At 71.2% G+C, this 26,789-nt stretch carries 23 protein-coding genes and 1 riboswitch; of the genes, 10 read left to right on the top strand and 13 right to left on the bottom strand.

Features of this window, described 5'->3' with window-relative positions; genetic code table 11:
• Window positions 1-146: 146 nt before the first annotated feature.
• Window positions 147-1,595, bottom strand: a complete 1,449-nt coding sequence (locus OG519_RS23525) for a sensor histidine kinase (protein WP_405592937.1) — start codon at window positions 1,593-1,595, stop codon at window positions 147-149.
• A 476-nt stretch (window positions 1,596-2,071) separates the two neighbouring features.
• Window positions 2,072-3,130: an SIS domain-containing protein gene (locus tag OG519_RS23520; RefSeq protein ID WP_405587357.1), complete on the bottom strand. Its 1,059-nt coding sequence runs from the start codon at window positions 3,128-3,130 to the stop codon at window positions 2,072-2,074.
• A 152-nt stretch (window positions 3,131-3,282) separates the two neighbouring features.
• Between OG519_RS23520 and nagB the strand changes: the two genes are divergently transcribed.
• On the top strand, window positions 3,283-4,068 hold the full coding sequence (gene nagB, locus OG519_RS23515) for a glucosamine-6-phosphate deaminase (RefSeq protein ID WP_405587355.1): 786 nt from the start codon (window positions 3,283-3,285) through the stop codon (window positions 4,066-4,068).
• Between the two features lie 247 nt (window positions 4,069-4,315).
• A complete protein-coding gene (locus OG519_RS23510; protein ID WP_405587352.1) occupies window positions 4,316-5,866 on the top strand; it encodes a Rieske 2Fe-2S domain-containing protein in 1,551 nt (516 codons plus the stop codon).
• Between the two features lie 49 nt (window positions 5,867-5,915).
• Here the strand turns inward: OG519_RS23510 and OG519_RS23505 are convergent, their stop codons facing one another.
• Genes OG519_RS23505 through OG519_RS23490 form a run of 4 tightly spaced genes read right to left on the bottom strand, consistent with a single transcriptional unit; the run spans window position 5,916 to window position 10,646 of the window.
• A complete protein-coding gene (locus OG519_RS23505; protein ID WP_405587349.1) occupies window positions 5,916-7,439 on the bottom strand; it encodes a glycoside hydrolase family 3 protein in 1,524 nt (507 codons plus the stop codon).
• Window positions 7,436-8,308, bottom strand: a complete 873-nt coding sequence (locus tag OG519_RS23500; protein WP_405587347.1) for a carbohydrate ABC transporter permease — start codon at window positions 8,306-8,308, stop codon at window positions 7,436-7,438. Before OG519_RS23500 ends, OG519_RS23505 begins: the two co-directional genes overlap by 4 nt.
• Window positions 8,305-9,300: a carbohydrate ABC transporter permease gene (locus tag OG519_RS23495; RefSeq protein WP_405587345.1), complete on the bottom strand. Its 996-nt coding sequence runs from the start codon at window positions 9,298-9,300 to the stop codon at window positions 8,305-8,307. Before OG519_RS23495 ends, OG519_RS23500 begins: the two co-directional genes overlap by 4 nt.
• A 41-nt stretch (window positions 9,301-9,341) precedes the next feature.
• Window positions 9,342-10,646, bottom strand: coding sequence for an extracellular solute-binding protein (locus OG519_RS23490; protein ID WP_405587342.1), 1,305 nt, complete (start codon window positions 10,644-10,646; stop codon window positions 9,342-9,344).
• Window positions 10,647-10,966: 320 nt separating this feature from the next.
• On the opposite strand from OG519_RS23490, the gene OG519_RS23485 reads away from it, so the two are divergent.
• The 3 genes from OG519_RS23485 (at window position 10,967) to mctP (ending at window position 13,877) form a co-directional block, all read left to right on the top strand.
• Window positions 10,967-11,737, top strand: a complete 771-nt coding sequence (locus tag OG519_RS23485; RefSeq protein WP_405592935.1) for a GntR family transcriptional regulator — start codon at window positions 10,967-10,969, stop codon at window positions 11,735-11,737.
• Between the two features lie 203 nt (window positions 11,738-11,940).
• Window positions 11,941-12,198, top strand: a complete 258-nt coding sequence (locus OG519_RS23480) for a DUF3311 domain-containing protein (protein ID WP_405587339.1) — start codon at window positions 11,941-11,943, stop codon at window positions 12,196-12,198.
• Window positions 12,195-13,877, top strand: coding sequence for a monocarboxylate uptake permease MctP (gene mctP, locus OG519_RS23475; RefSeq protein ID WP_405587338.1), 1,683 nt, complete (start codon window positions 12,195-12,197; stop codon window positions 13,875-13,877). Before OG519_RS23480 ends, mctP begins: the two co-directional genes overlap by 4 nt.
• Window positions 13,878-13,949: 72 nt before the next feature.
• On the opposite strand, the gene OG519_RS23470 is transcribed toward mctP, so the two are convergent.
• A complete protein-coding gene (locus OG519_RS23470) occupies window positions 13,950-14,924 on the bottom strand; it encodes a GlxA family transcriptional regulator (protein WP_405587335.1) in 975 nt (324 codons plus the stop codon).
• A gap of 89 nt (window positions 14,925-15,013) precedes the next feature.
• Here OG519_RS23470 and OG519_RS23465 point away from each other — a divergent pair, with 89 nt between their 5' ends.
• From OG519_RS23465 to OG519_RS23455, 3 genes are all read left to right on the top strand, one after another.
• Window positions 15,014-15,232: a hypothetical protein gene (locus tag OG519_RS23465; RefSeq protein ID WP_405587332.1), complete on the top strand. Its 219-nt coding sequence runs from the start codon at window positions 15,014-15,016 to the stop codon at window positions 15,230-15,232.
• Window positions 15,233-15,297: 65 nt separating this feature from the next.
• Window positions 15,298-15,453, top strand: a riboswitch (cobalamin riboswitch).
• A 185-nt stretch (window positions 15,454-15,638) separates the two neighbouring features.
• On the top strand, window positions 15,639-18,176 hold the full coding sequence (locus tag OG519_RS23460; RefSeq protein WP_405592933.1) for a ribonucleoside-diphosphate reductase subunit alpha: 2,538 nt from the start codon (window positions 15,639-15,641) through the stop codon (window positions 18,174-18,176).
• 134 nt (window positions 18,177-18,310) lie between these two features.
• Window positions 18,311-19,267 carry a ribonucleotide-diphosphate reductase subunit beta gene (locus OG519_RS23455; protein ID WP_405592931.1) on the top strand — a complete coding sequence of 319 codons (957 nt, stop codon included), beginning with the start codon at window positions 18,311-18,313 and terminating at the stop codon, window positions 19,265-19,267.
• 63 nt (window positions 19,268-19,330) lie between these two features.
• On the opposite strand, the gene def is transcribed toward OG519_RS23455, so the two are convergent.
• The 6 genes from def to OG519_RS23425 all read right to left on the bottom strand — a co-directional run bounded on the left by def (window position 19,331) and on the right by OG519_RS23425 (window position 24,387).
• Window positions 19,331-19,954: a peptide deformylase gene (gene def, locus OG519_RS23450; RefSeq protein WP_405587329.1), complete on the bottom strand. Its 624-nt coding sequence runs from the start codon at window positions 19,952-19,954 to the stop codon at window positions 19,331-19,333.
• A 163-nt stretch (window positions 19,955-20,117) separates the two neighbouring features.
• The gene (locus OG519_RS23445; protein WP_405587328.1) at window positions 20,118-21,122 is read right to left on the bottom strand and encodes a tetratricopeptide repeat protein; all 1,005 of its coding nucleotides are present in this window, start codon (window positions 21,120-21,122) and stop codon (window positions 20,118-20,120) included.
• A gap of 334 nt (window positions 21,123-21,456) precedes the next feature.
• Window positions 21,457-21,885: a mycothiol system anti-sigma-R factor gene (gene rsrA, locus OG519_RS23440; RefSeq protein ID WP_405587325.1), complete on the bottom strand. Its 429-nt coding sequence runs from the start codon at window positions 21,883-21,885 to the stop codon at window positions 21,457-21,459.
• Window positions 21,882-22,547 carry a sigma-70 family RNA polymerase sigma factor gene (locus OG519_RS23435; RefSeq protein WP_405587322.1) on the bottom strand — a complete coding sequence of 222 codons (666 nt, stop codon included), beginning with the start codon at window positions 22,545-22,547 and terminating at the stop codon, window positions 21,882-21,884. The genes rsrA and OG519_RS23435 overlap by 4 nt, the downstream gene beginning before the upstream one ends.
• A 317-nt stretch (window positions 22,548-22,864) precedes the next feature.
• A complete protein-coding gene (locus OG519_RS23430; protein ID WP_405587319.1) occupies window positions 22,865-23,572 on the bottom strand; it encodes an alpha/beta family hydrolase in 708 nt (235 codons plus the stop codon).
• The gene (locus OG519_RS23425) at window positions 23,572-24,387 is read right to left on the bottom strand and encodes an SOS response-associated peptidase (protein WP_405587316.1); all 816 of its coding nucleotides are present in this window, start codon (window positions 24,385-24,387) and stop codon (window positions 23,572-23,574) included. The genes OG519_RS23430 and OG519_RS23425 overlap by 1 nt, the downstream gene beginning before the upstream one ends.
• A gap of 118 nt (window positions 24,388-24,505) precedes the next feature.
• Here OG519_RS23425 and OG519_RS23420 point away from each other — a divergent pair, with 118 nt between their 5' ends.
• Together OG519_RS23420 and aroA are read left to right on the top strand one after the other, a co-directional pair.
• Window positions 24,506-25,219: a M50 family metallopeptidase gene (locus OG519_RS23420; RefSeq protein WP_405587313.1), complete on the top strand. Its 714-nt coding sequence runs from the start codon at window positions 24,506-24,508 to the stop codon at window positions 25,217-25,219.
• Window positions 25,220-25,397: 178 nt separating this feature from the next.
• On the top strand, window positions 25,398-26,780 hold the full coding sequence (gene aroA / locus OG519_RS23415; protein WP_405587310.1) for a 3-phosphoshikimate 1-carboxyvinyltransferase: 1,383 nt from the start codon (window positions 25,398-25,400) through the stop codon (window positions 26,778-26,780).
• The last annotated feature ends 9 nt before the right edge of the window (window positions 26,781-26,789 follow it).

Genomic DNA, 26,789 nt, shown 5'->3' with positions numbered 1-26,789 from the left:
CCTGCCACATACGCGCAGCATCGAGAAGAGCCCCCCGTATCGGACACGGTACGGGGGGCTCTTCCCTGTTCATGCGACTTTATGGCCGGCGACCACCGGGCGGCCCGGCCGTAGGGTGACCGCTGGGCTGACCGCAGGCGCAACGGTCAAGCATCCAGCGGGAGTTCGAGGATCACCCGGGTGCCGGTGCCGGGCGCCGGCAGCATGTCGAAGGTGCCGCCGAGTTCGCCCACCACCAGGGTGCGGACGATCTGGAGGCCGAGATTGCCGGCCTGTTGGGCGTCGAAGCCGGCCGGCAGCCCGCGGCCGTCGTCCTGCACGGCGATGGTGATCCGATCGCGGCCGCGGCTGACCGCGACCTCCACCGTGCCGCTGTCGGTGGGACCGAAGCCGTGCTCCAGCGCGTTCTGCAGGAGTTCGGTGAGCACCATGGCGAGCGGGGTGGCGATCTCCGCGGTGAGGATGCCGAACTTGCCGGTGCGCCGCGGACTCACCCGGCCGGGTGAGATCTCCGCGATCATCGCCAGCACCCGGTCGGCGATCTCGTCGAACTCCACCCGTTCGTCGAGGGTTTGCGAGAGCGTCTCGTGCACGATGGCGATCGAGCCGACCCGGCGAACGGCCTCGTCCAGCGCCTCCCTGGCCGCCTCCGAGTCCATCCGCCGGGCCTGGAGCCGCAGCAGCGCCGCCACCGTCTGGAGGTTGTTCTTCACCCGGTGGTGGATCTCCCGGATGGTGGCGTCCTTGGTGATCAGTTCCCGCTCGCGCCGCCGCAGTTCGGTGACGTCACGGAGCAGCACCAGTGAACCGACGTGGACGCCCTTGGGTTTCAGCGGGATCGACCGGAGCTGGATGACGCCGTCGCCGCCCTCGACCTCGAACTCCCGCGGCGCCCAGCCGCTGGCCAGCTTGACCATGGCCTCGTCCACCGGGCCGCGCTCCGGGGCGAGTTCGGCGGTGGCCCGGCCGAGGTGGTGGCCGACCAGGTCGGCGGCGAGCCCGAGGCGGTGGTAGGCGGACAGCGCGTTGGGGCTCGCGTACTGGACCAGTCCCTCGGCGTCCAGCCGGATCAGCCCGTCGCCGGCCCGCGGCGAGGCGTCCATGTCCACCTGTTCGGCCGGAAAGGGGAAGGAACCGGCCGCGATCATCTGGGCCAGGTCGGATGCGCTCTGGAGGTACGTCAGTTCGAGCCGGCTGGGGGTGCGGACGGTGAGCAGGTTGGTGTTGCGGGCGATCACCCCGAGCACCCGGCCGTCGCGGCGGACCGGGATGGACTCGACCCGGACCGGCACCTCCTCGCGCCATTCGGGGTCGCCCTCGCGGACGATCCGGCCCTCGTCGAGCGCCGCGTCGAGCAGCGGACGCCGGCCGCGGGGCACGAGGTGGCCCACCATGTCGTCCTGGTAGGAGGTGGGGCCGGTGTTGGGCCGCATCTGGGCCACCGAGACGTAGCGGGAGCCGTCGCGGGTCGGCACCCACAGCACCAGGTCGGCGAAGGACAGGTCGGAGAGCAGCTGCCACTCCGAGACGAGCAGATGCAGCCATTCGAGGTCGGAGTCGTCGAGGGCCGTGTGCTCGCGGACGAGGTCGTTCATGGAGGGCACACCTGGGAGCGTACCGTCCGGGCCGAGCCGGGCCGGTTCGGGCCGGTCGGCGTTCGGCCGCGCACCGCAGCGGGAATCCACCGTCGGAATCGACGGCCGCACCATGGACAAGCCTCAGTGGTCTAGTCCACAATGACTGCGGTGGACCTCCGCACTCCCCGCACAGGAGGGCGGATCGAGGCCCAGGCGTTCTCTGCCCTGACTACGCCGACGGCCTCTTCCGGTCGGCCCTATCGGACCCGTGGGGAACCGCACACCCCATCGGTCACGGCGCCGACGGCAGCTCCGGGCTGCGGTGCTGGAGAGGCTGAGGGTCCTCTCCCGGCACCGCGGCCCGAAGTGTTTTCCGGGCCCGTCTTTCCGGCCCGATTCTTCCGCGCCGGTTTGCGGCGCCAGTTTTCCGCGCCACTCTTCCGGGCCTATTTCTCCGGGCCACCGCACAGGTATCCCGTGGTGTCCCGGCCGGATCACTTGGCCAGCAGCCGGGGGGCGTCCGGGTCCTGGCCGCGGGCGATGGAGACCTCGAAGGCGAGCTGCTGGAGCGGCAGGATCTGGAGGACCGGCTGGAGCGACTCCGGCACCCCGTGGGTGGGCAGGGCGAAGCCGTTGGCCGCCGCGGCGACCTGCTTGTCCGGGCCGATCACCACCAGGTCCGCGCCGCGCCCGCGCAGCCGGTCGAGCACCGGCTGGAGCGCGTGCCCGCCGGTACCGTCGCTGACGATCGCGATGACCGGCGAGATGTTGTCGACCATGGCCAGCGGCCCGTGCAGCAGATCCGCCCCCGAGTAGGCCAGCGCCGGGATGTAGCTGGTCTCCATCAGCTTCAGCGCGCCTTCCTTCGCGGTCGGGTAGCCGTAGCCGCGTGAGGTGATCACCATCCGTTCGGCGAACCGGTACCGGCCGGCCAGCACCCGTACCTCCTCGGCGCGGCCGAGCACCTGGTCGGCGAGGTCCGGCAGTACGAGGGCGGCCGACACGTCGGCGTCGTGCATCCCCCGTACCAGCAGATAGAGCGCGAGCAGCTCGGCGGTGTACGTCTTGGTGGCCGGCAGCGCCTTCTCCGGCCCGGCCAGCAGATCGACATGGAACTCCGAGACCTCGGCCAGCGGCGAGTCCGGGTTGTTGGTGATGGCCACGGTGATCGCGCCGGACTCGGCGGCGGCCTCGGTGGCGGCCACCATGTCGGGGGAACCGCCCGACTGGCTGACGGTGATCACCAGGACATCGGTGAGGTCCTGCTCGGCGCCGTAAGCGGTGATGGTGGCCAGTGAGGACAGGCCGCACGGCAGCCCCAGCTCGACCTCGATCAGATATTTGGCGTAGAGCGCGGCGTGGTCGGAGCTGCCGCGGGCGCTGAGCACGCAGAAGCGCGGCCGCCGGGCCGCGATCCGGCGGGCGGTCTCCTGGATCGCCGGCGCGCCCTGGCCGACCAGCCGGCGCAGCACCCCGGGCTGCTCGGCCATCTCGGCGCGGATGATCCGTCCGGGCTCGCGCTGCGGAATCGGGGACGCCGTGATACCCGCCATCTCCACCGCCTCCCTGCCGCCGTCCGACCGGCCAACGGTCCTCGCACACCAGTCCAACACAGGAACGCAACCCCCGCACCACCAGCGGGTTGACCAGCTCTGCTAGATTGGTCTATACCACACCCATCCTCTTCCAGAACGGCAGGACCAGCGTGGAAGTTGTCATCGTCCCGGACGCGGCGGCGGGCGGCGAGCTCATCGCGGAGACCGTGGCCGCCCTGCTCCGCCGCAAGCCCGACGCCCTGCTGGGCGTGGCGACCGGCTCCACCCCGCTGCCGGTCTACGAGGCACTGGCGGCCAAGGTGCGGGCCGGCGCGGTCGACGCCTCCCGGGCCCGGGTCTGCCAGCTCGACGAGTACGTGGGGCTGCCGGCCGGGCACCCCGAGTCGTACCGCTCGGTGGTCCTGCGCGAGGTCGTCGAGCCGCTCGGGCTCTCCGCCGACAGCTTCATCGGCCCGGACGGCTCGGCCGAGGACGTCCAGGCGGCCTGCCAGGCGTACGACGCGGCGCTCACCGCGGCGGGCGGGGTGGACCTCCAGCTCCTGGGCATCGGCACCGACGGGCACATCGGCTTCAACGAGCCCGCCTCGTCACTGGCCTCACGGACCCGGATCAAGACGCTCACCGAGCAGACCCGGGTGGACAACGCGCGCTTCTTCGGCGGCGCCATCGACCAGGTGCCGCACCACGTGATCACTCAGGGCATAGGCACGATCCTGGAGGCCAGGCACCTGGTCCTGCTCGCCACGGGCGAGGGGAAGGCCGAGGCGATCGCCCAGACCGTCGAGGGGCCGGTCGCCGCGATCGTCCCGGCGTCGGCGCTCCAGCTCCACCCGCATGCCACGGTGGTGGTCGACGAGGCCGCGGCCGGCAAGCTGAAGCTGGCGCCCTACTTCCGCGCGACCTTCGCGGCGAAGCCGGCCTGGCAGGGGCTGTAGGCCCGGCACCCCCGGCGGCCCCCAGGCACCCCCAGCCCTCCCGGGCATTCCGACGCCCCCGGCCCCGGCTCCTTCGACGCGGGGCCGGGGCCCGGGCGCGGGCCGCCCGAGGCACATCCGGACCCGCCCCGGCCGGCCAGGTCATCCACCCAGCGCACTTGAGCGTGCGCGGTGCAGCGAACCCGGACAGAGTTTGTATGTCCGACGAACCTGACATATCCGATACCTCGGGTTGGGGTGCTGCACCATGCGCGTGACCGGACTTGGGCATGCGGGACTTTTCATCGAGACAGCCGCGGGCACCGTCCTGTGTGATCCCTGGGTCAACCCCGCCTTCTTCGGCTCCTGGTTCCCCTTCCCCGACAACACGGACCTGGACTGGGCGCACTACGGCCACGCGGCGGACTACCTCTATGTCTCCCATCTCCACCGGGACCACTTCGACCCGGAGAACCTGCGCCGGAACGTCCGCAAGGACATCACCGTGCTGCTGCCGGACTTCGCCACCCATGAACTCGAACGCGAACTCGCCGCGCTCGGCTTCACCGACTTCCTGCGCACCCAGAACGGCACCGCGGTCGAGCGCGACGGCCTGCGCATGATGATCACCGCCCTCACCGGCCCCGGCGACGGGCCCATCGGGGACTCCGCGCTGTCGCTCGACGACGGTGAGACGGTGCTGCTCAACCAGAACGACGCGCACCCGCTGTCCATCCCGGCGATCCGGGAGTTCGGCGAGGTGGACGCCTACTTCGTGCAGTTCTCCGGCGCGATCTGGTACCCCATGGTCTACCGGCTGCCGCACACCGCCAAGCAGGAGTTCGCCGCCCGCAAGCGGCAGGGCCAGTTCGACCGGGCGCTCACCTATATCGACGCGGTCCAGGCCACCCATGTGTTCCCCAACGCGGGGCCGCCCTGCTTCCTCGACGAGGAGCTCTTCGACGTCAACGGCACCGGGCTCGACGGCGAGAGCATCTTCGTCGACCAGCAGCAGTTCCTGGCCCAACTCGCGCAGGCCCGGCCGGCGGTGTCCGCGCACCTGCTGCTGCCCGGCACGGTGGTGGAGCCGAAGGACACCAGCTGCGATCCGCACCACCGCTACTCCGACAAGGAGATCGAGCGGATCTTCGTCAACAAGACCGAGTATCTGCGGGACTTCTCCCGCCGGCAGCAGCCCACGCTGGCCGCCGAGCGCGCCTCCCGGGTGCCCGCGATGGCGCCCGAGCGGCTCCTCTCCGAGCTGAAGGACTGGTGGGAGCCGCTGATGGCGCGCGCCGACCGGATCTGCGACGGGGTCGGCGGCCCGGTCCGGCTGAACGTGGACGACACCGCGATCGTGATCGACTTCCCGGCCCGGGAGGTCAGGCGGTGGGACGACGAGCGGTGCCGCTACACCCTCTCCACCGCGGGCGACCTGGTGGCGACCAACGTCACCCGGCGGGAGGTCGACTGGTCCAACAGCCTGCTGCTCTCGCTGCGGTTCACCGCCAGCCGGGTCGGCCCCTACAACGAGTTCCTCTATGTGTTCTTCAAGTGTCTGTCGATGGAGCGCATCGAGTACGTGGAGAACTACTACGACTCGTGCGGGGACGAGGGCGAGGACATCGAACTCGACGGCTGGCGGATCCAGCGGCGCTGCCCCCATCTGCGGGCCGATCTCAGCCGGTTCGGCCAGATCGAGGGCGACGAGCTCACCTGCACCCTGCACGGCTGGCGCTACGACCTGACCGACGGCCGCTGTCTGACCGCGGACGGCTTCGACATCCGCGCCGCCCCCATCACCGGCGGCACCGACTGAGACCGGCTCCCCCGGCCTCCCGGCTCCCGGCTCCCGGCTCCCGGCTCCCCTAGCGTGCCGTGGCGATCGCCTCGGCCGCCGCCTCGCCGCAGACGCGGGCCGCGCCGTGCGTGGCGATGTGCAGCGCGCCGGTCGGCGGCGCCTGCGGGACGCCCATCTCGACCACCACGGTGTCCGGTCGGGCGGCCAGCACGGTGGCGAGCGCGTCGGCCATCCAGGGGTGCCGGTGCAGATCCCGGACGACCGCGACGACACGGCGGCCGCCGGCCGCGGCCAGCACACCGTCGGTGGCGCCCGAGCGGTACGTCGCCGTCTCGGTGCCGGGCAGCAGCCGGCCCAGCTCGGCCGCCACCCCCCAGGGCGTGACATCGCCGACGGCGATGTTCGCCATCGGGGTGAAGGCCGCGACGAAGGGCGCCGGCTCCCCCGGGGAGAACGGGGTGAAGGCGTCGGTGCGGGTGATCCGCAGCGCCCGGCGGGCGGCCTCCAGGCCCACCTCGGGGCCCGGCGCGATGGCGTCGGCCGCGCCGGCCCGTACCTGGTCCGCGGTCCACTCGGCCAGCCGCCGTACCCGGTCGGCCGCGTCGGCGAGCCGCTCGGCCGGCAGCGAACCGTCCCGCACCGCGCCGACGATCGCGTCGCGCAGCGCCAGCACCGTCAGCTCGTCGCAGAGGCCGCCGCCCACACAGATCGCGTCGGCGCCGGCGGCCAGCGCCATCACCGTGCCGCGCTCGATGCCGTACGTACCGGCGATCGCCTTCATCTCGATGCCGTCGGTGATGATCACCCCGTCGTAGCCGAGGCCGCCTTCGGCGACCGGGGCCCGCAGCAGTCCGCCCAGCACCACCGGGCTGAGGGTGCCGGGCAGCTCGGCGTCGAGCGCGGGCACCAGGATGTGCGCGCTCATCACCACCTTGGTGCCGGCCGCCACCGCGGCCCGGAAGGGCACGAGTTCCCGGCTCCGCAGCGTGGCGAGGTCGACGTCGATCCGCGGCATCGCGTGGTGTGAGTCGATGGCGGTGTCGCCGTGCCCGGGGAAGTGCTTGACCGAGGCGGCCACGCCGGCCGACTGGAGCCCTTCCACATAGGCGGCGGTGTGCCGGGCGACCAGCTCGGGGTCGGCGCCGAAGGACCGTACGCCGATCACCGGGTTGCCCGGGTCGGAGTTGACGTCGGCGGAGGGCGCCCAGTCGAGGTTGACGCCGCAGCCGGCCAGCCGGCGGCCGAGTTCCGCGGCCACCGCCCGCGTCAGCTTGATGTCGTCGACCGCGCCGAGCGCGAGGTTGCCGGGAAAGGAGGAGCCGCCGCGGGCTTCGAGGCGGGTGACGTCGCCGCCCTCCTCGTCGGCGGCGACCAGCACATCGGGCCGTACCGCCCGCAGCCGGGCGGTGAGCGCGGCCACCTGTTCGGGCGATTCGATGTTCCGGGAGAACAGGGCGACCGCGCCGAGGCCCTCGTCGAGCCGCCGCAGCACCCAGTCGGGCGCGGTGGTGCCGACGAAGCCCGGCTGAAGAACGGTGAACGCGTCGCGGGCGAGGGTGCCCACGGCTGTGTCGACGGAGATGACGGTCATCCCTTCACCGCCCCGGCGGTCAGCCCGGCGGCCATTTTGCGCTGAACGAAGAGGAACAGGATCACGACCGGAACGCCCATCATGGTGGAGCCGGCCATCATGGGCGCGTACTCGGTGCCGTGCTGGGTGGTGAACGTGCCCAGCCAGACGGTAGCCGTCTCGTGTTGCTGGCTCATCACCAGCAGGGCGTAGAGGAACTCGTTCCACGCCTGGATGAAGCCGTAGATCGAGGTGGCCACCAGGCCCGGGGCGAGCAGCGGGAAGACCACCCGGATGAACGCGCCGGTGCGGCTGCACCCGTCCACCATCGCCGCCTCCTCCAGCTCCTTGGGGATGTTCACGATGAAGCCGCGCAGCGTCCAGACCGTGAACGGGAGGATGAAGGTGAGGTAGGTGAGGATCAGGCCGGAGAGCTTGTCGATCTGGTGGATCTGGTTGAGCAGCAGGAAGACCGGGATGATCATCGCCACCAGGGGGACCATCTGCACGGTCAGGATGCCGACGATGACGATCTTGCGGCCGCGGAAGGCGAATCGGGAGATGGCGAGCGCGGCGAGCAGGCCGACCGCGGCGCCGATCACCACGGTGCCCGCGCTGACGATCAGGCTGCGCTCGACCGGGCCCCAGAAGTCGCTGATGTTCAGCGCCCGGCGGAAGTTCTCCAGCGAGACCGGCCAGGGGAAGAAGTGCGGGTTGGGGTCGATCGCGTACTTCGCCGGTTTGAAGGCGGTGTTGAGCATCCAGTAGACCGGGAAGACCATCACCGCGAAGACCAGCAGGCCCAGCAGGTTCCAGCCGGCCTTGCCCCGGCGCCGGCCGGTGGCCCTGGCGCGCGGCGCGGCGGCCGCCCGCGGGGTCAGAACGCTCATTCGACCTCTCCGATCTTCAGCATCTGCCGCATGTACACCGCGACCACGCCGAGCAGCAGCACCACGGTGACCAGCGCGATGGCGGATCCGGTGGCGTAGTCGTTGACCCCGAACGCCTTCTCGTACGAGTAGGTGGTGAGGAGTTGGAACTGCGGCTCCGGGTGGCCGCCGCGCATCAGCCAGACCTGCGGGAAGACGCCCATGTCCCAGATCACCGACAGGGTGGTCATCATGACGACCAGCGGTTTGAGGATCGGCAGCGTCACGTAGCGGAACACCCCGAAGGCGCCGGCCCCGTCGAGGCGGGCCGCCTCCTCCAGCTCAGCCGGGACCTGGGTGAGTCCGGCGCTGAGGGTGATGACGACGAAGGGGATCGCCCCCCACACCACCAGCAGCATGATCACGCTGAGGCCCTGCACGCCGGAGGCGAACCAGTTGTGGCCGTCGTAGTCCACACCGGGCAGTTTGCCGAGCACCCAGTTGACGACGCCGTAGTCGCTGTCGAACATCCACTTGAAGACGGTGACGGCGACCACCACCGGCATCGCCCAACTGGCCACCAGCGCGATGTTGACCAGGGTCTTCACCCAGCCGGAGACCCGCTGGAGCAGCAGGGCTATCAGCATGCCGAGCACCATGGTGAGGATGACCGCGCCGCCGGCGAACCAGATGGTCCGCCAGACGACCGACCAGAACTCGCTGTCGCCGAGGATCGCCCGGTAGTTGTCGAAGCCGACCCAGGTGGCCGGCTTGAACCCCCAGAGCTGCGGCTTCTTGTACTCCTCGAAGGAGAGGGTGACCAGCCGCACCAGCGGATAGCCGAGCACCAGGACCAGGACCAGAATGCAGGGGGCGAGCAGCAGCCAGGGGGTGGCCCGGCCGCCGCTCGTGCTTCTGCGCCGCCCGGTCGGCTGGGCTCTCCCGGCCGGCTCGGGAGGTGATGAGTGCCGCGTCGGCGGCACTTTCGAAGTGGTTGTCTCGGCGGCACTCATCACGTGCTCCTCAGCGATCCCGGTCTACGGTGCGCGACTGGTCAGTTCTGGACGTTGATGACCTTGTCGATCGCGGCGTCCGCGTCCTTGGTCGCCTGCTCGACGGTCTTCTTGCCGGTGGCGATGGACTGGAGCATGTCCTGGAGGGTGTTGGCCTTCTCCACGGTGCCCCAGCCGGGCGCGGTCGGCACGAACCAGCTGCTCTTGGCCGCCTCGGCGGTGACCGCGGACGCCGGGTCGGACTCCAGGGTGGCGAGCTGGGTGGTGTTGTTGGGCAGGTTGCCCTTGCCCATCAGACCGGTCTGCGCCTTGCTGTCGGTGAAGTCGTTGATCCACTCGGCGCCCAGGTCCTGCGCCTTGGACTTGGACGGGATCGCCAGGTCGGAGCCGCCGAGGAAGACCGGGAGGTTCTTGCCGGACGGGCCGGGCATCACGAAGTTGACCAGGTTGGCCTTGAGCTTGCCGCCGGTCTTGTCGTACTTCGGGTCGGCGGCGGAGGGCGCCTCCCAGCCCGGGGCGTACATCAGGGCGGACTTGCCCTGGCCGTAGACGATGTAGCGGTCGGACTCGTCCTTGGTCAGGTCGCCGTGCATGTACTTGCCGAGGGCGTCCTTCCACTCGCCCAGGCCCTTGGTCGCCTCGGGGCTCTCCAGCGACGCCTTCCACTGGTCGCCGTCCTGCTTGGCGATGGCGCCGCCGGCGTCGTAGACGAAGGACATCGCGGCGTACCAGTCACGGGACGGCTGGTACCAGGCGTTGAACTTCGGGCCCTCCTTGGCCTGGATCTTGTCCAGGTCGGCGGTGAGCTCGGTCCAGGTCTTCGGGGTGGCGGAGACGCCGGACGCGGTGGCGATGTCCTTGCGCCAGGTGGCGATACGGGCGGCCGCGTAGTAGGGGACGCCGTAGGTCTTGCCGTCGTAGGTGACCGACTGCTTCAGACCGTCGAGCCACGCGCCGGAGTTCTCGAACTTCGAGGCGTCGAGGGAGGCGAAGGCGCCCTCCGCCATGTAGGGCACCATCTCGGTGTTGCCCATCTCGACCACGTCGGGCACCTTGTCGGTGGCGAGGACGGCGTCGAGCTTGGCGTTCTTGTCCGGCCACGCGTAGTACTCGTGGTTGATCTTGACACCGGGGTGCTTGGCGACGAGGGCGTCGTCGGCGGCCTTGACCAGTTCAGGCCAGTTGTGCTGAGCGTCCACCGTGAGCCATACGGTGAGCGACTTCGCCCCCGACGCCTTGGCGCCGCCGGCCTGGGCACTGTCGTCCTTCTTGTCGCTCGACCCGCAGGCCGCCACAGCAGCGAACATGGTCGCGACGCCGATCGCCGCAATGAGCTTGCGCTTCACGCCACCCTCCTCAAGGATGATGCCCGAAACTCCCCCCACCGCCCGAATTGCCGGCCGCAGCGAGACACGTACCGCCGCGTCCTGCTCGTGGGTCTGGGATTGGCCTTTAATGGTTTAGACCAGTACCCGGAGCTTGGCCTAGACCTTTAGGGGTGTCAAGGGTGTATAAGAACACCCGTCAGGTCTGTTATCGGACCGACACCTGAGGGGGATCAGCCACCCACCGCCTCCCTCCGACAGATCAACCCGTGCCACGATGTGAGCCGCAATTGACGGAGGAACCGGTGACGGCAGCACGACAGCAGTCGGGAGTACACGGCATGGAGAACGACGCGGTCACCGCCGCCGAGCCCACGGGGGGCGCCACCGCGGGCCGCACCGCCCGCGTGCCGAAGTACTACCGCCTCAAGCGCCACCTGCTGGACATCACCCGGACCATGCCCCCCGGCACTCCGGTCCCCCCCGAACGCACGCTGGCCACGGAGTTCGACACCTCCCGCACCACCGTCCGGCAGGCGCTCCAGGAGCTGGTGGTCGAAGGCCGGCTGGAGCGGATCCAGGGCAAGGGCACCTTCGTCGCCAAGCCCAAGGTCTCCCAGGCGCTGCAACTGACCTCCTACACCGAGGACATGCGGGCCCAGGGCCTCGAACCCACCTCGCAACTGCTGGACATCGGCTACATCACCGCCGACGACCGGCTCGCCGGACTGCTCGACATGAAGGCCGGCGGCAGGGTGCTGCGCATCGAGCGGCTGCGGCTGGCCAACAGCGAGCCGATGGCGATCGAGACCACCCATCTGTCCGCCAAGCGCTTCCCGGCGCTGCGCCGCAGCCTGGCCAAGTACACCTCGCTCTACACCGCGTTGGCGGAGGTCTACGACGTGCGGCTGGCCGAGGCCGAGGAGACCATCGAGACGTCGCTGGCCACCCCGCGCGAGGCCGGCCTGCTCGGCACCGACGTCGGCCTGCCGATGCTGATGCTCTCCCGGCACTCGATCGACACCACGGGCGAACCGGTGGAGTGGGTACGGTCGGTGTACCGCGGCGACCGCTACAAGTTCGTGGCGCGGCTGAGCCGCCCCCTTGACTGAACTGCCTGAACTGCCTGAGCCGCCAGCCGCCAGCCGCCTGAACTGCCCGAGCCGCTAAGCCGCCTGAGCGTGACCGAGCCCCCCGACCTGGTTTTTCGCCGCTCGGCCGGGTGAGATCCCGGCACACCTGATGACGCGCGCTCCTCCCGTCCCCTAGATTCCCGCGAGTCACACTCGTTGCGTCAGGGACGGGAGCCGCACGTATGCCACAAGAGACCTCCGCACACCGACCACCGATCCTCACCGGCCCGCGGATCGTCGCCGGGCTCTGCCTGCTCGTGCCCCTCGTCGCCCTGCTGTGGGTCGGCTCCTACTCCCGGACGACGCCGCGGTTCATCGGCATCCCCTTCTTCTACTGGTACCAGATGCTCTGGGTGCCGCTCTCGGCCGCGCTGACCTGGACCGCCTACGTGCTGGTGCGGCGCGAGGAGCGGGCGCGCAAGGCGGGTGAGGTCCGATGAACCACAGCGGCAACGGTGTGGACGGCGTCGCGCTCGGCGTCTGCGTCTTCTTCTTCGTCGTGGTCACCGTGCTCGGCTTCCTCGCGGCCCGCTGGCGCCGCGCGGAGAACGCCCTGCACCTGGACGAATGGGGCCTCGGCGGCCGGAGTTTCGGCACCTGGATCACCTGGTTCCTGCTCGGCGGCGACCTCTACACCGCGTACACCTTCGTGGCGGTGCCGGCCGCGATCTACGGGGCCGGCGCGTCCGGCTTCTTCGCGGTGCCGTACACGATCATCACCTACCCGCTGGTCTTCCTCTTCCTGCCGCGGCTCTGGTCGGTCTCCCACAAGCACGGCTACGTGACCTCCTCGGACTTCATCCGCGGCCGGTTCGGCTCCAAGAGCCTGTCGGTGGCGATGGCGGTCACCGGGATCGTCGCGACCATGCCGTACATCGCGCTGCAACTGGTCGGCATGCAGGCGGTCCTCGACGTGCTGGGGGTGGGCGGCGGCGACTCGGCCAACTGGTTCGTCAAGGACCTGCCGCTGCTGATCGCCTTCGGGGTGCTGGCCGCCTACACCTACTCCTCGGGGCTGCGGGCGCCGGCGCTGATCGCCTTCGTCAAGGACGCGCTGATCTACATCGTCATCGCGGTGGCGATCATCTACATCCCGTACAAGCTGGGCGGCTTCCACGCCGTCTTCGACAAGGCCGACGCCGCGTACAAGGTGCCGAACCCGGTGACCGGCAAGCCGCGCGGTTCGCTGGTGGCCGCCCCCCAGGCGCAATGGGCCTACGCCACGCTGGCGTTGGGCTCGGCGATGGCCCTCTTCCTCTATCCGCACTCGGTCACCGCGGTGCTCTCCGGCCGCAGCCGCAACACCATCCGCCGCAACACCACGATCCTGCCGCTGTACTCGCTGATGCTGGGCCTGCTGGCGATGCTCGGCTTCATGGCGCTCGCGGACGGCGTCGGCAAGGGCGTCAAGGGCTACAACGCCCAACTGGCCATCCCCCAGCTCTTCGAGAACATGTTCCCCTCCTGGTTCACCGGGGTGGCCTTCGCCGCGATCGCGATCGGCGCGCTGGTGCCGGCCGCGATCATGTCCATCGCGGCGGCGAACCTCTTCACCCGCAACATCTACAAGGACCTCTTCAAGCCGGACGCCACTCCGGCGCAGGAGACCCAGGTGTCCAAGCTGGTGTCGCTGGTGGTGAAGATCGGCGCCCTGGTGTTCGTCCTCACCATGGACCGGACGGTCGCCATCAACTTCCAGTTGCTGGGTGGCATCTGGATCCTCCAGACGGTGCCGGCCGTGGTCGGCGGCCTGTTCACCCGCTGGTTCCACCGCTGGGGGCTGCTGGCCGGCTGGGCGGCGGGCATGGCGTACGGCACCTGGAAGGCGTACCAGCAGTCCAGCGCCACCCAGGCGCACTTCGGCGGCAGTTCGGCGAACATCCCGGGCATCGGCGAGCTGGGCTACATCGGACTCAGCGCCTTCGTGCTCAATCTCGCGATCGCGGTGGTGCTCACCCTGGTGCTGCGGGCGCTCAAGGCGCCGGAGGGCGTCGACGAGACCACTCGGGCGGACTACCTGACGGAGCCGGACGAGGCGCCGGTCGTGAAGCCGGCCGGGCCCGGCGAACCGGGTGAGCCGGGCGCGGCGCCGGGGCAGCGCGAACCAGCGGGCGTTTAGAGGGGCAGCAGGGGCAGTAGGGAACCTTCCGCGACCCGGAACACAACGGGACCTTCCGCGACCCGGAGCCGGTCAGCCCGCGCTCAGCGCCCGCCGCGGGTCGCGGAAGGTCCGCCGGTACGCCTGCGGGGTGGTGCCGGTCCAGCGGGCGAAGTGGTGCCGCATGGTGGCCGCGTTGCCGAAGCCGGCCCGGACCGCGATCGTGTCCACCGTGCTGTCGGTGCCCTCCAGCAACTCCCTCGCCAGCAGCACCCGCTGCCCCAGCAGCCAGCGGTAGGGCGTGGTCCCGGTCTCCTGCTGGAAGCGGCGGGCGAAGGTCCGCGGCGACATATGGGCGCGGGCGGCCAACTCCTCGACGGTCAGCTCGCGGTCGAGGTGCCGCTCCATCCAGGAGAGCACCCCGATCACCGTGTCGCTGGTGCCCCGCGGCAGCGGCCGGTCCACGTACTGCGCCTGGCCGCCCTCGCGGTGCGGCGGCACCACCATCCGGCGGGCGATCCCGTTGGCCACCTCCGTGCCCTGCTCCCGGCGCACCAGGTGCAGGCACGCGTCGATCCCGGCGGCCGATCCCGCGGACGTGATCACCCCGCGGTCCTCGACGTAGAGCACGTCGGGCTCCACCAGGGCCAGCGGGTGGCGCGCGGAGAGGAGTTCGGTGTGCCGCCAGTGGGCCGCGCAGCGCCGCCCGTCCAGCAGCCCGGCCGCCCCCAGCACGAACACGCCGGAGCAGACGCTCAGCACCCACGCCCCGCGCTCCGCCGCCCGGCTCAGGGCCTTCAGCGCCTCGGGCGGGAACGGGCGGTCGACGCGGGTGTCGGCGGCCGGCACCGCGACCAGATCGGCCTCCGCCAGCCGGTCGAGGTCCTCGGCCGCGGCCACCCCGAAGCCGGCGTGCGTCGTCAGCAGCGGTCCTTCGGCCGAGACCGCGGCGAAGTCGTAGACCGGCAGCCCCTGCTCGCTCCGGTCCAGGCCGAACACCTCGCAGAGCAGGCCGAGTTCGAACGGGTGGACACCTTCGAGCAGCAGGACGGCGACGTTCTTCAGCATGCTGTCGAGGATGCCAGTTGGCAGGATATTAAGGTAGTACGACAGTCCTGCCACTGGTCCGGCGTCATCAGCGTGGCGACACTTGACTCATGACCATCCTCCTCGACATCGCGGCCCTCGCCTTCCTCCTCCTCGTCCTCACCTTCGTCCCCGTCCTCGGCCTGCGCCATGAGGCGAAGATCACCCGCCAGCTCCGCGAGGCGGCGGCCGAGCCGGCCTGGGAGCCGGCCGGGCGCCTCGCGCCGCCGTCCGCGCGGACCGCGCAGGCCCGCCAAACCCCCGCCGAGGCCGGGTTTCCCGGCTTCTGAGGGCCCGCCGGCCCACCTGTCGGCACCGGCTGAGCCGGTCCACAAAAGGACGACACGACACAACATGTAGGTCCAGCAAGTTCGGCGGCCACAACATGTATGCTCAGCACCGCTGCCCGCAGGGGAAGCCGGTGTGAATCCGGCGCTGCCCCGCAACGGTGAGCGGCCGCGCCCCGCGCCCCCGCACAGCCCGATCGCCTGCCGGCAACCACCTGCCGCGTGCCGACGCACGCGGCAGGGGTACACCGCCCGGACCGCCCAGGTCCGGGAGGAGTGTCCGGGCCTCGCGGTGTGGGCCGGCGGACGCGGTACGGCATGCCCGCCTGCCTCCCGCAGGCGCGCGGCCGGTCGCCCTGCCACCTGCCCTCCCCGTATGGCCGCCGCCGCGTTCGAGGAGAGCACCACCGTGACCATCGCGCCTGTAGAGCCCGCAGCAGCCGACGTCGACCGCACCCCGCCACCGCGGCCGGAACCGGACGACAAGCCCGGCGGCGAACTGCTGCGCCATCTGGTGGCGCTCACCGCGGACCTCCCCGACACCGACCCCGGCCGGGTGGCCGCGGCGGCGCTGCGCGGCCGCAACGCCGCCTCGGACGCCGCCGAGTTGTGGACGCTGGCCACCGAGGCCGCCGCCGGTCTCATCTCCGAGGACCCGGCCTACTCACGGCTCGCCGCCCGGCTGCTCACCCGGACCATCGCGGCGGAGGCCGCCGGCCAGGGCGCGGTGTCCTTCTCCGCCTCGATCGCGGTCGGCCACCGCGAGGGCCTGATCGCCGACCGCACCGCCGGCTTCGCCGCCCGCCACGCCGCCGAACTGGACGCGCTGGTCGACCGGGCGGCGGCCGACGGCGCCGACGACCGCTTCGGCTACTTCGGGCTGCGCACCCTGCACAGCCGCTATCTGCTGCGGCACCCGATCACCCGGCAGGTCGTCGAGACCCCGCAGCACTTCATGCTGCGGGTGGCGGCCGGGCTCGCCTCGGACGACGCCACGGACGCGGTGGCCGAAGTGACCGCGCTCTACCGCCTGATGAGCGCGCTGGAGTACCTGCCCAGCTCCCCCACCCTCTTCAACTCCGGCACCCGGCACCCGCAGATGTCCTCCTGCTACCTGCTGGACTCCCCGCTGGACGAGCTGGACTCGATCTACGACCGCTACCACCAGGTGGCCCGGCTCTCCAAGCACGCGGGCGGCATCGGCCTGCCCTACTCCCGGGTGCGGGCCCGCGGTTCGCTGATCCGCGGCACCAACGGGCACTCCAACGGCATCGTGCCGTTCCTGAAGACCCTCGACGCCTCGGTGGCGGCGGTCAACCAGGGCGGCCGGCGCAAAGGCGCCGCGGCGGTCTATCTGGAGACCTGGCACTCCGACATCGAGGAGTTCCTCGAACTGCGGGACAACACCGGTGAGGACGCCCGCCGCACCCACAACCTCAACCTCGCCCACTGGGTGCCGGACGAGTTCATGCGGCGGGTCGAGGCGGACGCCGACTGGTCGCTCTTCTCGCCCGCCGACGTGCCGGAGCTGGTGGACCTGTGGGGCGCCGACTTCGACGCGGCCTACCACCGGGCCGAGGCGGCCGGGCTCGCCCAGCGCACGATCCCGGCACGGGAGCTCTACGGACGGATGATGCGCACCCTGGCGCAGACCGGCCAGGGCTGGATGACCTTCAAGGACGCCGCCAACCGCACCGCCAACCAGACCGCGCTGCCCGGCCACACCGTGCACTCCTCCAACCTCTGCACGGAGATCCTCGAAGTCACCGACGACAGCGAGACCGCGGTGTGCAACCTCGGTTCGGTGAACCTGGGCGCCTTCGTGCTGCCGCGGGACGCGGCGGGCACGCCGGACACCGAGTTCGGCGCCTTCGGCCACGCCGGGTTCGGCGGCTTCGCGGACCTGGCCGACCTGGCCGAACGCATCGACTGGGAGCGGCTGGACGAGACCGTCCGCACCGCCGTGACCTTCCTCGACCGGGTGGTCGACATCAACTACTACCCGACCGAGCAGGCCGGCCGCTCCAACGCCAAGTGGCGCCCGGTGGGCCTGGGCGTGATGGGCCTCCAGGACGTCTTCTTCAAGCTGCGGCTGCCGTTCGACTCCGCCGAGGCGAAGGCGCTGTCCACCAGGATCGCCGAGCGGGTCATGCTCGCCGCCTATGAGGCGTCCTGCGAGCTGGCCGAGCGCGATGGGCCGCTCCCCGCGTGGGACAAGACCCGTACCGCCGCCGGGGTGCTGCACCCCGACCACTTCGGCGTGGCGTTCCACTGGCCCGAGCGATGGGCCGCGCTGCGCGAGCGGATCGCGGCGGTCGGCATGCGCAACGCGCTGCTGCTGGCCATCGCCCCGACCGCCACCATCGCCTCCATCGCGGGCGCCTACGAGTGCATCGAGCCCCAGGTCTCCAACCTCTTCAAGCGCGAGACGCTCTCCGGGGAGTTCCTCCAGGTCAACTCCTACCTGGTGGCCGACCTCAAGCGGCTCGGGGTGTGGGACGGCCAGTCCCGGGAGGCGCTGCGCGACGCGAACGGCAGTGTGCAGGGCTTCAGCTGGATCCCGGCCGAGGTCAGGGCGCTGTACCGGACGGCGTGGGAGATCCCGCAGCGCGGCCTGATCGACATGGCGGCGGCGCGTACGCCGTTCCTCGACCAGAGCCAGTCGCTGAACCTGTTCCTGGAGACGCCGACCATCGGCAAGCTCAGCTCGATGTACGCCTACGCCTGGAAGCAGGGCCTGAAGACCACCTACTACCTGCGGTCCCGGCCGGCGACCCGGATCGCCCGCGCGGCCCAGGGGCAGAACACCGCCGCCCAGGCGACCCCGAATGCCCAGCCCGCCCCGGACGCACAGCCCGCCCTGATCCCGGCGCCCGCCCCGGCACCCGACGCGGACGCGATCGCCTGCTCCCTGGAGAACCCCGAGTCCTGCGAGGCATGCCAGTAATGACCAGCACCACCGAGACCACCGCCGAGACCACTACCGAGACCGCCACCGGAACGACCGCCGGGGCCCCCGTGACCGGACCGGCCGGCCAGAAGAACCTGCTCGACCCGGGCTTCGAACTGACCCTGCGTCCGATGCGCTACCCCGACTTCTACGAGCGCTACCGCGACGCCATCAAGAACACCTGGACGGTGGAGGAGGTCGACCTCCACTCGGACGTCACCGACCTGGCCAAGCTCTCCGCCGCCGAGCAGCACCTGATCGGCCGGCTGGTGGCCTTCTTCGCCACCGGCGACTCCATCGTGGCCAACAACCTGGTGCTCACCCTCTACAAGCACATCAACTCCCCGGAGGCGCGGCTCTACCTGTCGCGGCAGCTCTTCGAGGAGGCGGTGCACGTCCAGTTCTATCTGACGCTGCTCGACACCTATCTGCCCGATCCGCAGGACCGCACGGCGGCGTTCGCGGCGGTGGAGAACATCCCGTCCATCCGGGAGAAGGCCCAGTTCTGCTTCCGCTGGATGGACTCGGTGGAGACCGTCGACCGGCTCGACTCGGCCGCGGACCGGCGCCGCTTCCTGCTCAATCTGATCTGCTTCGCCGCCTGCATCGAGGGCCTGTTCTTCTACGGCGCTTTCGCGTACGTCTACTGGTTCCGGTCGCGGGGGCTGCTGCACGGGCTGGCGACCGGCACCAACTGGGTGTTCCGCGACGAGACGATGCACATGAGCTTCGCCTTCGAGGTGGTGGACACCGTACGCAAGGAGGAACCGGAGCTCTTCGACGCCGAGTTGGAGCGGCAGGTCATCGACATGCTGCGGGAGGCCGTCGAGGCGGAGTTGCAGTTCGGCCGGGATCTGTGCGGTGACGGGATGCCGGGGATGAACACCGAGTCGATGCGCGCGTATCTGGAGTGCGTGGCCGACCAGCGGCTGGTCCGGCTCGGCTACCGGCCGGTGTACGGCTCGCAGAACCCCTTCTCCTTCATGGAGTTGCAGGGCGTCCAGGAGCTGACCAACTTCTTCGAGCGGCGTCCCTCGGCCTACCAGGTGGCCGTCGAGGGCACCGTGGCCCTCGACGAGGACTTCTAGACAACGCTTCTGGACAGCGCGGTCGGCCGCCCGGTACCCCCGGGCGGCCACCGCCGGGCCGGCTCAGTCGTTCGGCACCGTGGCGAACTTCGGGGTGGCCTCGGCCATCTGCCGCAGCACGTCCTTGCGTTCCCGCTTGGAGAGCCGGTCGATGTAGAGCCGCCCGAAAAGGTGGTCGGTCTCGTGCTGGAGGCAGCGGGCGAAGTAGCCGCGGCCGTGCACCCGGATCGGGTTGCCCCGCGCGTCCTGGCCGCGCACCACCGCGTAGTCGGGGCGGGCCAGCTCCATGTACGCGCCGGGCACCGACAGACAGCCCTCGTTGGAGTCGTCCAAGTGCCGCTGGTCGGCGGGCAGTTCCTCAAGCACCGGGTTGCAGATCGCGCCGACGTGCCGGACGTCCTCGTCGTCGGGGCAGTCGTAGACGAAGACCTTGAGGTCCACCCCGATCTGGTTGGCGGCCAGCCCCACGCCCTCGGCGGCCCGCTGCGAGGCGAACATGTCGTCGATCAGCGCCGCCAACTCGTCGTCGAAGACGGTGACGTCCTTGCTCTCCCGGTGCAGCACCGGGTTGCCGACCACGGTGATCGGGCGCGCGGTCCCCCGCTCACGGTGGGCCCGCTCGCGCGCCTCGGCGTCGGTGACGTCGTCGAGGAACTCCTGGTCGTGCTCAGTCTGCTGCTGGGACATCTCCGCCGTACGCCTTCCGGGAACCATTAACGATCCTCCCAAGGGTACGGGGCCGGGCAAGAGGGCATCACCTCTGAGCCGGCGCGGTGCGCGCCGGGGGACGGGCCGCACGGGCACCCACCCGGTGGGTCAGCCCACCCGGTAGGTCAGCCCACCCGGTAGGTCAGCAGACTTCTTCCAGATCCCGCCAGTCTCGGGTGTCCGGGCTGTCGGCGACCCAGCCGTCGAGCAGGCCGTGCACCAGGGGCGCGGGCGCCGCGATGCCGCACTCGCGCTCCGGCGACCACGGCACGTCCTCACTGCTGTGGCTGAGATGGCTGAGATGGCCCGGGTGGCCGGGTTCGCCCTGGTCATGGGGGTCGCGGGTGGTCGCGGAGCCGTTGTCGGTGGGCATCCGGCTCTCCGAACAGGTGCGGCAGAGCAGCCGCACCGAGGAGGACCAGTCCTCCGCGGCGTATCCGGCCTCGGCGGCCAGCCGCTCCAGGGCGTTGCGGTCCGCCTCGGTGGCGGCCTCCAGCAGGACCAGCCAGGTCGGCACCGGGGACGGCGCCCACAGCTCGATCTCGTCGAAGACGGGATAGACCGCCCCGTCGCCGGCCGTCTCGGTGGTGCGCTCGCCGTGCGGCACCCCGTCGTGCAGCACGACCTCGCCCCAGCGGCGGCCGGAGGACGGCAGCGGAATGGAGAGCACCTCGACCCGCGCCGGGTCGAGCCTGCGGCCCCACACCACCTCCGCCTCCCCCTCCGGGGACAGCCGCACCGCGGCGCTGCCCAGCGGCAGCCGTACCGACTCCGCACCACCGCGGTCCGCGGTGCCGGCCGGCATCGGCAGCCCGTACGCCTGCCAGGAGCGGCGGGCCAGCGGCCAGTCCTGGAGGGCGGTCGCGGCGATGCCGAGATTCCACCAGTCGGGAGCGCCGACCGGCCGGTCCAGCAGCGCGACGGCCCGCAGCCCGGCGATCCTGGCCTGGGTCCAGTCGTGCCGGAACTTGTGCAGCAGCGCCAGGTTGTACCAGGACTCCGAGAGCCACGGCTCGAGATCGGCGGCCCGGGTCAACAGCGCGCCGGCGTCCTCGTAACGGCCGTCGTCGATCAGCGAGAACGCCCGGTCGGTGGCCTGGCGCCAGGTGGGCGAGGGCCGGTGCCGCACTCTTCCGAAGATCTTCAACGTCGTTTCCCGCCTGCCCGCTCAGCCGATCACTGCCAGGACGTCGCCTTCCCGCGCCACGCTCTCGCCGTCGTACGGCCTCCGCACACCCCGTACGACACCAACCTTGCACACTTTGGCCGTCGTCTCAGCCCGACCTGGTGCGGTCCCCCGCCTGCCACCCGGCGCCCGGTTCCCACCGGTCTCCTTGCCATCCCACCGGGCATCCAACCATGCCCAGGTGGGGCGCCGTGCCGGTACCCACCCGGACAAACGGGCGGGTGGACACCGGCACAGCACTCACCCGCACGGGTGACGTGCGGGTGAGGGGACAAACACGGTCACAAGCGTCGGATCAGCCGGCGGAGGGCGCCTCGGCCTCGGTGCGGGAGGCGCGACCGGAAACGCCGCCGGAAACACCAGAAACACCAGAAACGCTACTGGCGGCCCGGTCGACCGCGGTGTCGCCGGCCCGCTCAGCGACCAGGCCCGCGCTCGGCCCGGTGAGGTCGGCGCCGGGCACCGCCTCGCCGGAGCGGATCAGCTCGATCCGCATCATCACCTTCGACCGCAGGTCGCTCGGCACGTCGTCGGAGCCGCAGCACCGCTTGACGAGCTTCTTCACGGCCTGTTCGAGGCCGTACTTCTCCAGGCACGGGTGGCACTCCTCGAAGTGCTCCTTGAACTTGGCGCAGGAGTCCTCGGACATCTCGTCGTCCAGGTACTCGTAGAGGTGGTCGAGCACCTCCGAGCAGTCCGTCTCATGTGCGTTGCCGCAGCTCATGACTCAGCGCCCTTCTGGTCTCCCGCGCCGGCCTGGACGAGCCCGCGGTCCCGCGCGTAGTCCTCGAGCAGCTCGCGGAGCTGGCGACGCCCGCGGTGCAGCCGGGACATCACCGTGCCGATGGGTGTTCCCATGATGTCCGCGATCTCCTTGTAGGCAAAGCCCTCGACATCGGCGAGATAGACCGCGATGCGGAATTCCTCGGGGATCGCCTGGAGCGCCGACTTCACATCGGAGTCGGGCAGGTGGTCGAGCGCCTGGGATTCCGCCGACCGCAGACCTGTGGACATGTGCGACTCGGCCCGCGCCAGCTGCCAGTCCTCGATCTCCTCCGAACCGCTGCGCAGCGGCTCACGCTGCTTCTTGCGGTAGGAGTTGATGAAGCTGTTGGTCAGGATGCGGTAGAGCCACGCCTTCAGGTTGGTGCCCTCGCGGAACTGGTGGAAGGAGGCGTACGCCTTCGCGTAGGTCTCCTGGACCAGGTCTTCCGCGTCAGCCGGGTTGCGGGTCATCCGAAGCGCGGCCGAGTACATCTGGTCGAGGAAGCCCAGGGCGTCCCGTTCGAAGCGCTCGCTGCGCTCCGACTCGCTCTCCCGTGCCGTCTGACCGGACGCACCCGCGGTTTCCGCCGTGCTGTCGTCGGTGCCGGTGACCGGACCCACCTCCTCAGAAACGCCAGCGAGCCCCAAAGTGGACACGCTCGTCTGGGAGGATATTGCACCGGGGATGGGCATGCCCGATGCGGCCTTGCCGCCACCCTTGGGTGACCACTCGGTCCAGTTCAGATACGGCGCTACCGCGTCGGACCGCGCGTTGCCCTGCGCGTTCGGGGGACAAACGGCTGAAACCATGCGGCTGCCTCTCCTCACACCCGGCTCGAAGCCAGTGGCGGCCGTCGTGGCCACCGTCGATTCACATAACACAAGGGGTGCGGCCGTCATTCCCGGGTGATTCGGGACCTGAATCCGGCTTACCCGGCCTACCCGGCATGAGTGTCGGCGGCCAGGCCCAGCCCGGTGAGCCATTCGGTGACGGCGCCGGTCAGGCCCGCCAGTGCCGCCTCCTGGGTGACGGGGGCGCGCTTCGGGACGGCGAAGCCGTGGTCGGCGTACGGCACCTCGGCCGGCCGGTGGGCCGCGGGGAACTCCGCGGGTCCCCCGAAGGGATCGTTGCCGCCCTGGACGATCAGCAGCGGGCCGGCCGCCCCGGCCAGGTCCAGCTCCTCGGCCCGGGACTTCTCCGGCCGGCCCGGCGGATGCAGCGGGAAGGCGAGCGCGAGGACGGCTGCGGCGCCCAGCGGCCCGGCGGTCCGGCAGGCGACCCGGGCCCCGGCGCTGCGCCCACCCGCGATCACCGGCAGCCCGCGCGCGGCGAGGGCGGGCCAGAGCCCGGTCCAGCCCGCGTCGAGGGTCTTCGGGGCGGGTGCGAGCTTCTTCCCCGCGGCCCGCCACGGCTGCTCGACCAGCGCCACCGTCACTCCGTGTGCGGGCAGCGTCACGGCGAGGGCCGCCAGGTCCCGGGCCTCGATGCCGCCTCCGGCGCCATGGCCGAGTGCCAGTAGGGCGCGGGCGGACTCGGCCGGCGCCTCGTGCCAGGTGATCGCGGCGGCGCCGGCCGGGGTGTCGACGGTCTCGGTGCACGCTGTGGCGCGTGCTGTGCCTGCTGGGGGTCGGGTGGGCCGCGGCATCAGAAGAGGGTCTCCTCCTCGGGGGCCGGCAGGGCGTCGACCAGCTCGGGCCCGTTGTTCCGCACACTGCTGACCGCCGTCCCGACCGGGAAGGCCCGCAGCAGCCCCGGCGGCGGGGGCGCCAGCAGCTCGTCGAGCGCGTCGGGGTCGGTGGTGGCCGGATCCAGCCACGCGTCCCAGCGGTCGGCCGGCAGCATCAGCGGCATCCGGGGGTGGATTTCGGCCAGCGAGCGCGGGCCCTGGCCGGCGTATCCGGCGAGGTCGGCGGTCTCGGCGGCGGTGGTGAGCACCGTACAGGTGGACCACCAGGCGCGCGGGTGGTCGTCGGGGAGGGTGGAGTCGCGCCAGAACTCGTAGAGCCCGGCCATCGCGAACACCGAACCGTCGGCGGGGGTCACGAAGTACGGCTGCTTGCGGGACCGCTTCTTCCTGCCCTCTTCCTCCAACTGCCGCTCCTGGGCCCCGGTGACCCACTCGTAGTAGCCGTCGGCCGGCACCAGGCAGCGGCGGGCGGTCAGCGCCCGGCGGAAGGAGGGCTTCTCCCGTACGGTCTCGGCGCGCGCGTTGATCAGCCGGGGACCGACCTCGGGGGTCTTCGCCCAGGACGGGACGAGGCCCCAGCGCAGCACCCGGAGCTGCCGGACCGGTTCAGGGGAACCGGAGTCCCGCAGCGGACGGTCCAGTACGGCGTAGACGTCCTTGGTCGGGGCCACGTTCCAATCGGGGGCGAGGGCCTCGGTGGGCTCCCACTTGCGGACCTCGAAGAGTCCTACGAGATCCTCGGGTTTCCGGCTCGCCGCGTATCGACCGCACATGGCTGCCAGACTGCCACGACCGCGGCCCGGTGGGCGAAAATCCCCGGCCACCGGGCCCGACCGCCGACCCGTCCCCAGGACCCGGACCGCACACAGGAAGCAGAGGAACGATCGCCGTATGAACGTCGCGAGCATCACCGAGATGTGGCACCGGCTGACGGGTTCCCAGCCCGACCCCTCACGCTGGCTGGTCGGCGCGACCGCCCTGCTCGCGCTCGCCGCGGTGCTGACCCGGCGCGTCTGGCGGATCGTGCGCAACGCGGTGACCATCGCGCACGAGGGCGGCCACGGTCTGGTGGCCCTGCTCAGCGGACGCCGGCTCGACGGCATACGACTGCACTCGGACACCTCGGGGCTGACCGTCTCGCGGGGCAGGCCGACCGGCCCCGGCATGGTGCTGACCGCGGCGGCCGGCTACACCGCGCCGCCGCTGCTCGGCCTGGCGGGCGCCGGGCTGCTGGCCACCGGGCACATAACGGCGCTGCTGTGGGGGGCCACCGCGCTGCTGCTCGTCATGCTGGTGATGATCCGCAACGCGTACGGGGCGCTGACCGTGGTGATCACCGGGGCGCTGTTCCTGCTGGTGTCGTGGCTGACCAAGGCGCAGGTGCAGGCCGCCTTCGCCTATCTCGTGGTGTGGTTCCTGCTGGTCGGCGGCTCCCGCCCGGTCGCCGAGCTGCAAAGGACCCGGCGGCGCGACCGCAGCGGCTCCTCGGACGCGGACCAACTGGCCCGGCTCACCGGCACCCCGGCGGCGCTGTGGATGCTCCTCTTCTACGCGGTCGCGCTCTTCTCCCTCGTCGGCGGCGCCCGCTGGCTGCTGCTCCAGTGAGCACGGTTCCACCGCGGTCGGCGGACACCCGCGCTGCCGCCGATCGGGTCGCCCGCGGGTCCGGGGTGGCGGCTGGCGGGTCTGGAGTGGCGGAGAGTGTTCCGGATCCGGTTTCCATCAGGTTTCGCCGGATTCGCCGACTTATCTCCCCGTACCGCAGCCACTACGCTTGGGCCTCATGACCGACCGCACCGAGCAAGCCCCCTTTTGGCCTGCCCCGACCGCGCCCGGTGCCGTGGACGCGACCGTCATGGTGCCCGGCTCTAAGTCGGTGACCAACCGCGCCCTGGTGCTGGCCGCCCACTCCACCGAACCCGGCTGGGTGCGCCGCCCGTTGCGCAGCCGCGACACCGTACTGATGGCGGACGCCCTGCGCGCCATGGGCGTGCAGATCGACGAAGTGGTGAATCCGGCCGGCGGCGAGGCCTGGCGGATCATCCCGGCCGGGATGCACGGCCCGGCCACCGTGGACGTCGGCAACGCCGGCACCGTGATGCGCTTCCTGCCACCGGTGGCCGCGCTCGCCGACGGCCCGGTGCGCTTCGAGGGGGACGCGCGGGCCAGCGAGCGCCCGCTGCACGGGGTGATCGACGCGCTGCGGGAGCTGGGCGCCCGGGTCGACGACGAGGGCCGCGGCGCGCTGCCGCTCACCGTGCACGGCGCCGGTTCGCTGGCCGGCGGCGCGGTGGAGGTGGACGCCTCGGCCTCGTCGCAGTTCATCAGCGCGCTGCTGCTCTCCGGACCGCGCTTCAACAAGGGCCTGGAACTGCGGCACACCGGCCGAACCCTGCCGTCGCTGCCGCACATCCGGATGACCGTCGACATGCTGCGGATAGCGGGCGCGAAGGTGGACGCCCCGCAGGACGGCGGCACCCGCGACGTCTGGCGGGTCGCGCCCAGCGCCCTGCTCGGCCGCGACCTGACCGTGGACCCCGATCTGTCCAGCGCGGCGCCCTTCCTGGCGGCGGCGCTGGTCACCGGCGGCCGGGTCACCATCCCCGGCTGGCCGCGCCGCACCACCCAGCCCGGCGACCGGCTGCGCCGGCTCTTCACCGAGATGGGCGGTTTCTGCGAGGTCACCGACCGCGGACTGACCCTGACCGGTTCCGGCCGGGTGCACGCGATCACGGCGGATCTGCGGGAGGTCGGCGAGCTGACCCCGGTGGTCGCCGCGGTCGCCGCGCTGGCCGACGGGGAGTCGGTGCTCTCCGGGATCGCCCATCTGCGGCTGCACGAGACGGACCGCTTGTCGGCGCTCGCCAAGGAGATCAACGGTCTCGGCGGCGATGTCACCGAGACCGAGGACGGCCTCCGGATCCGCCCGACACCGCTGCACGGCGGGGTCTTCCACACCTACGAGGACCACCGGCTGGCCACCGCCGCCGCGGTGCTCGGTCTGGCGGTCGACGGCGTCGAGGTGGAGAACGTGGCGACGACCGGCAAGACGCTGCCCGACTTCCCCCGGCTGTGGACCGGCATGCTGGCCGGCGCGGACACCCGGCCCTTCACCGGCGCGGCCAGACCCTGGGGCGACCCCGAAACCAACGAGACGCGGGGCTGACGGCACGTC

Source organism: Streptomyces sp. NBC_01190 (assembly GCF_045039895.1).
Classification (GTDB): domain Bacteria; phylum Actinomycetota; class Actinomycetes; order Streptomycetales; family Streptomycetaceae; genus Actinacidiphila.
This window is presented reverse-complemented; position numbering and strand designations above follow the sequence as displayed.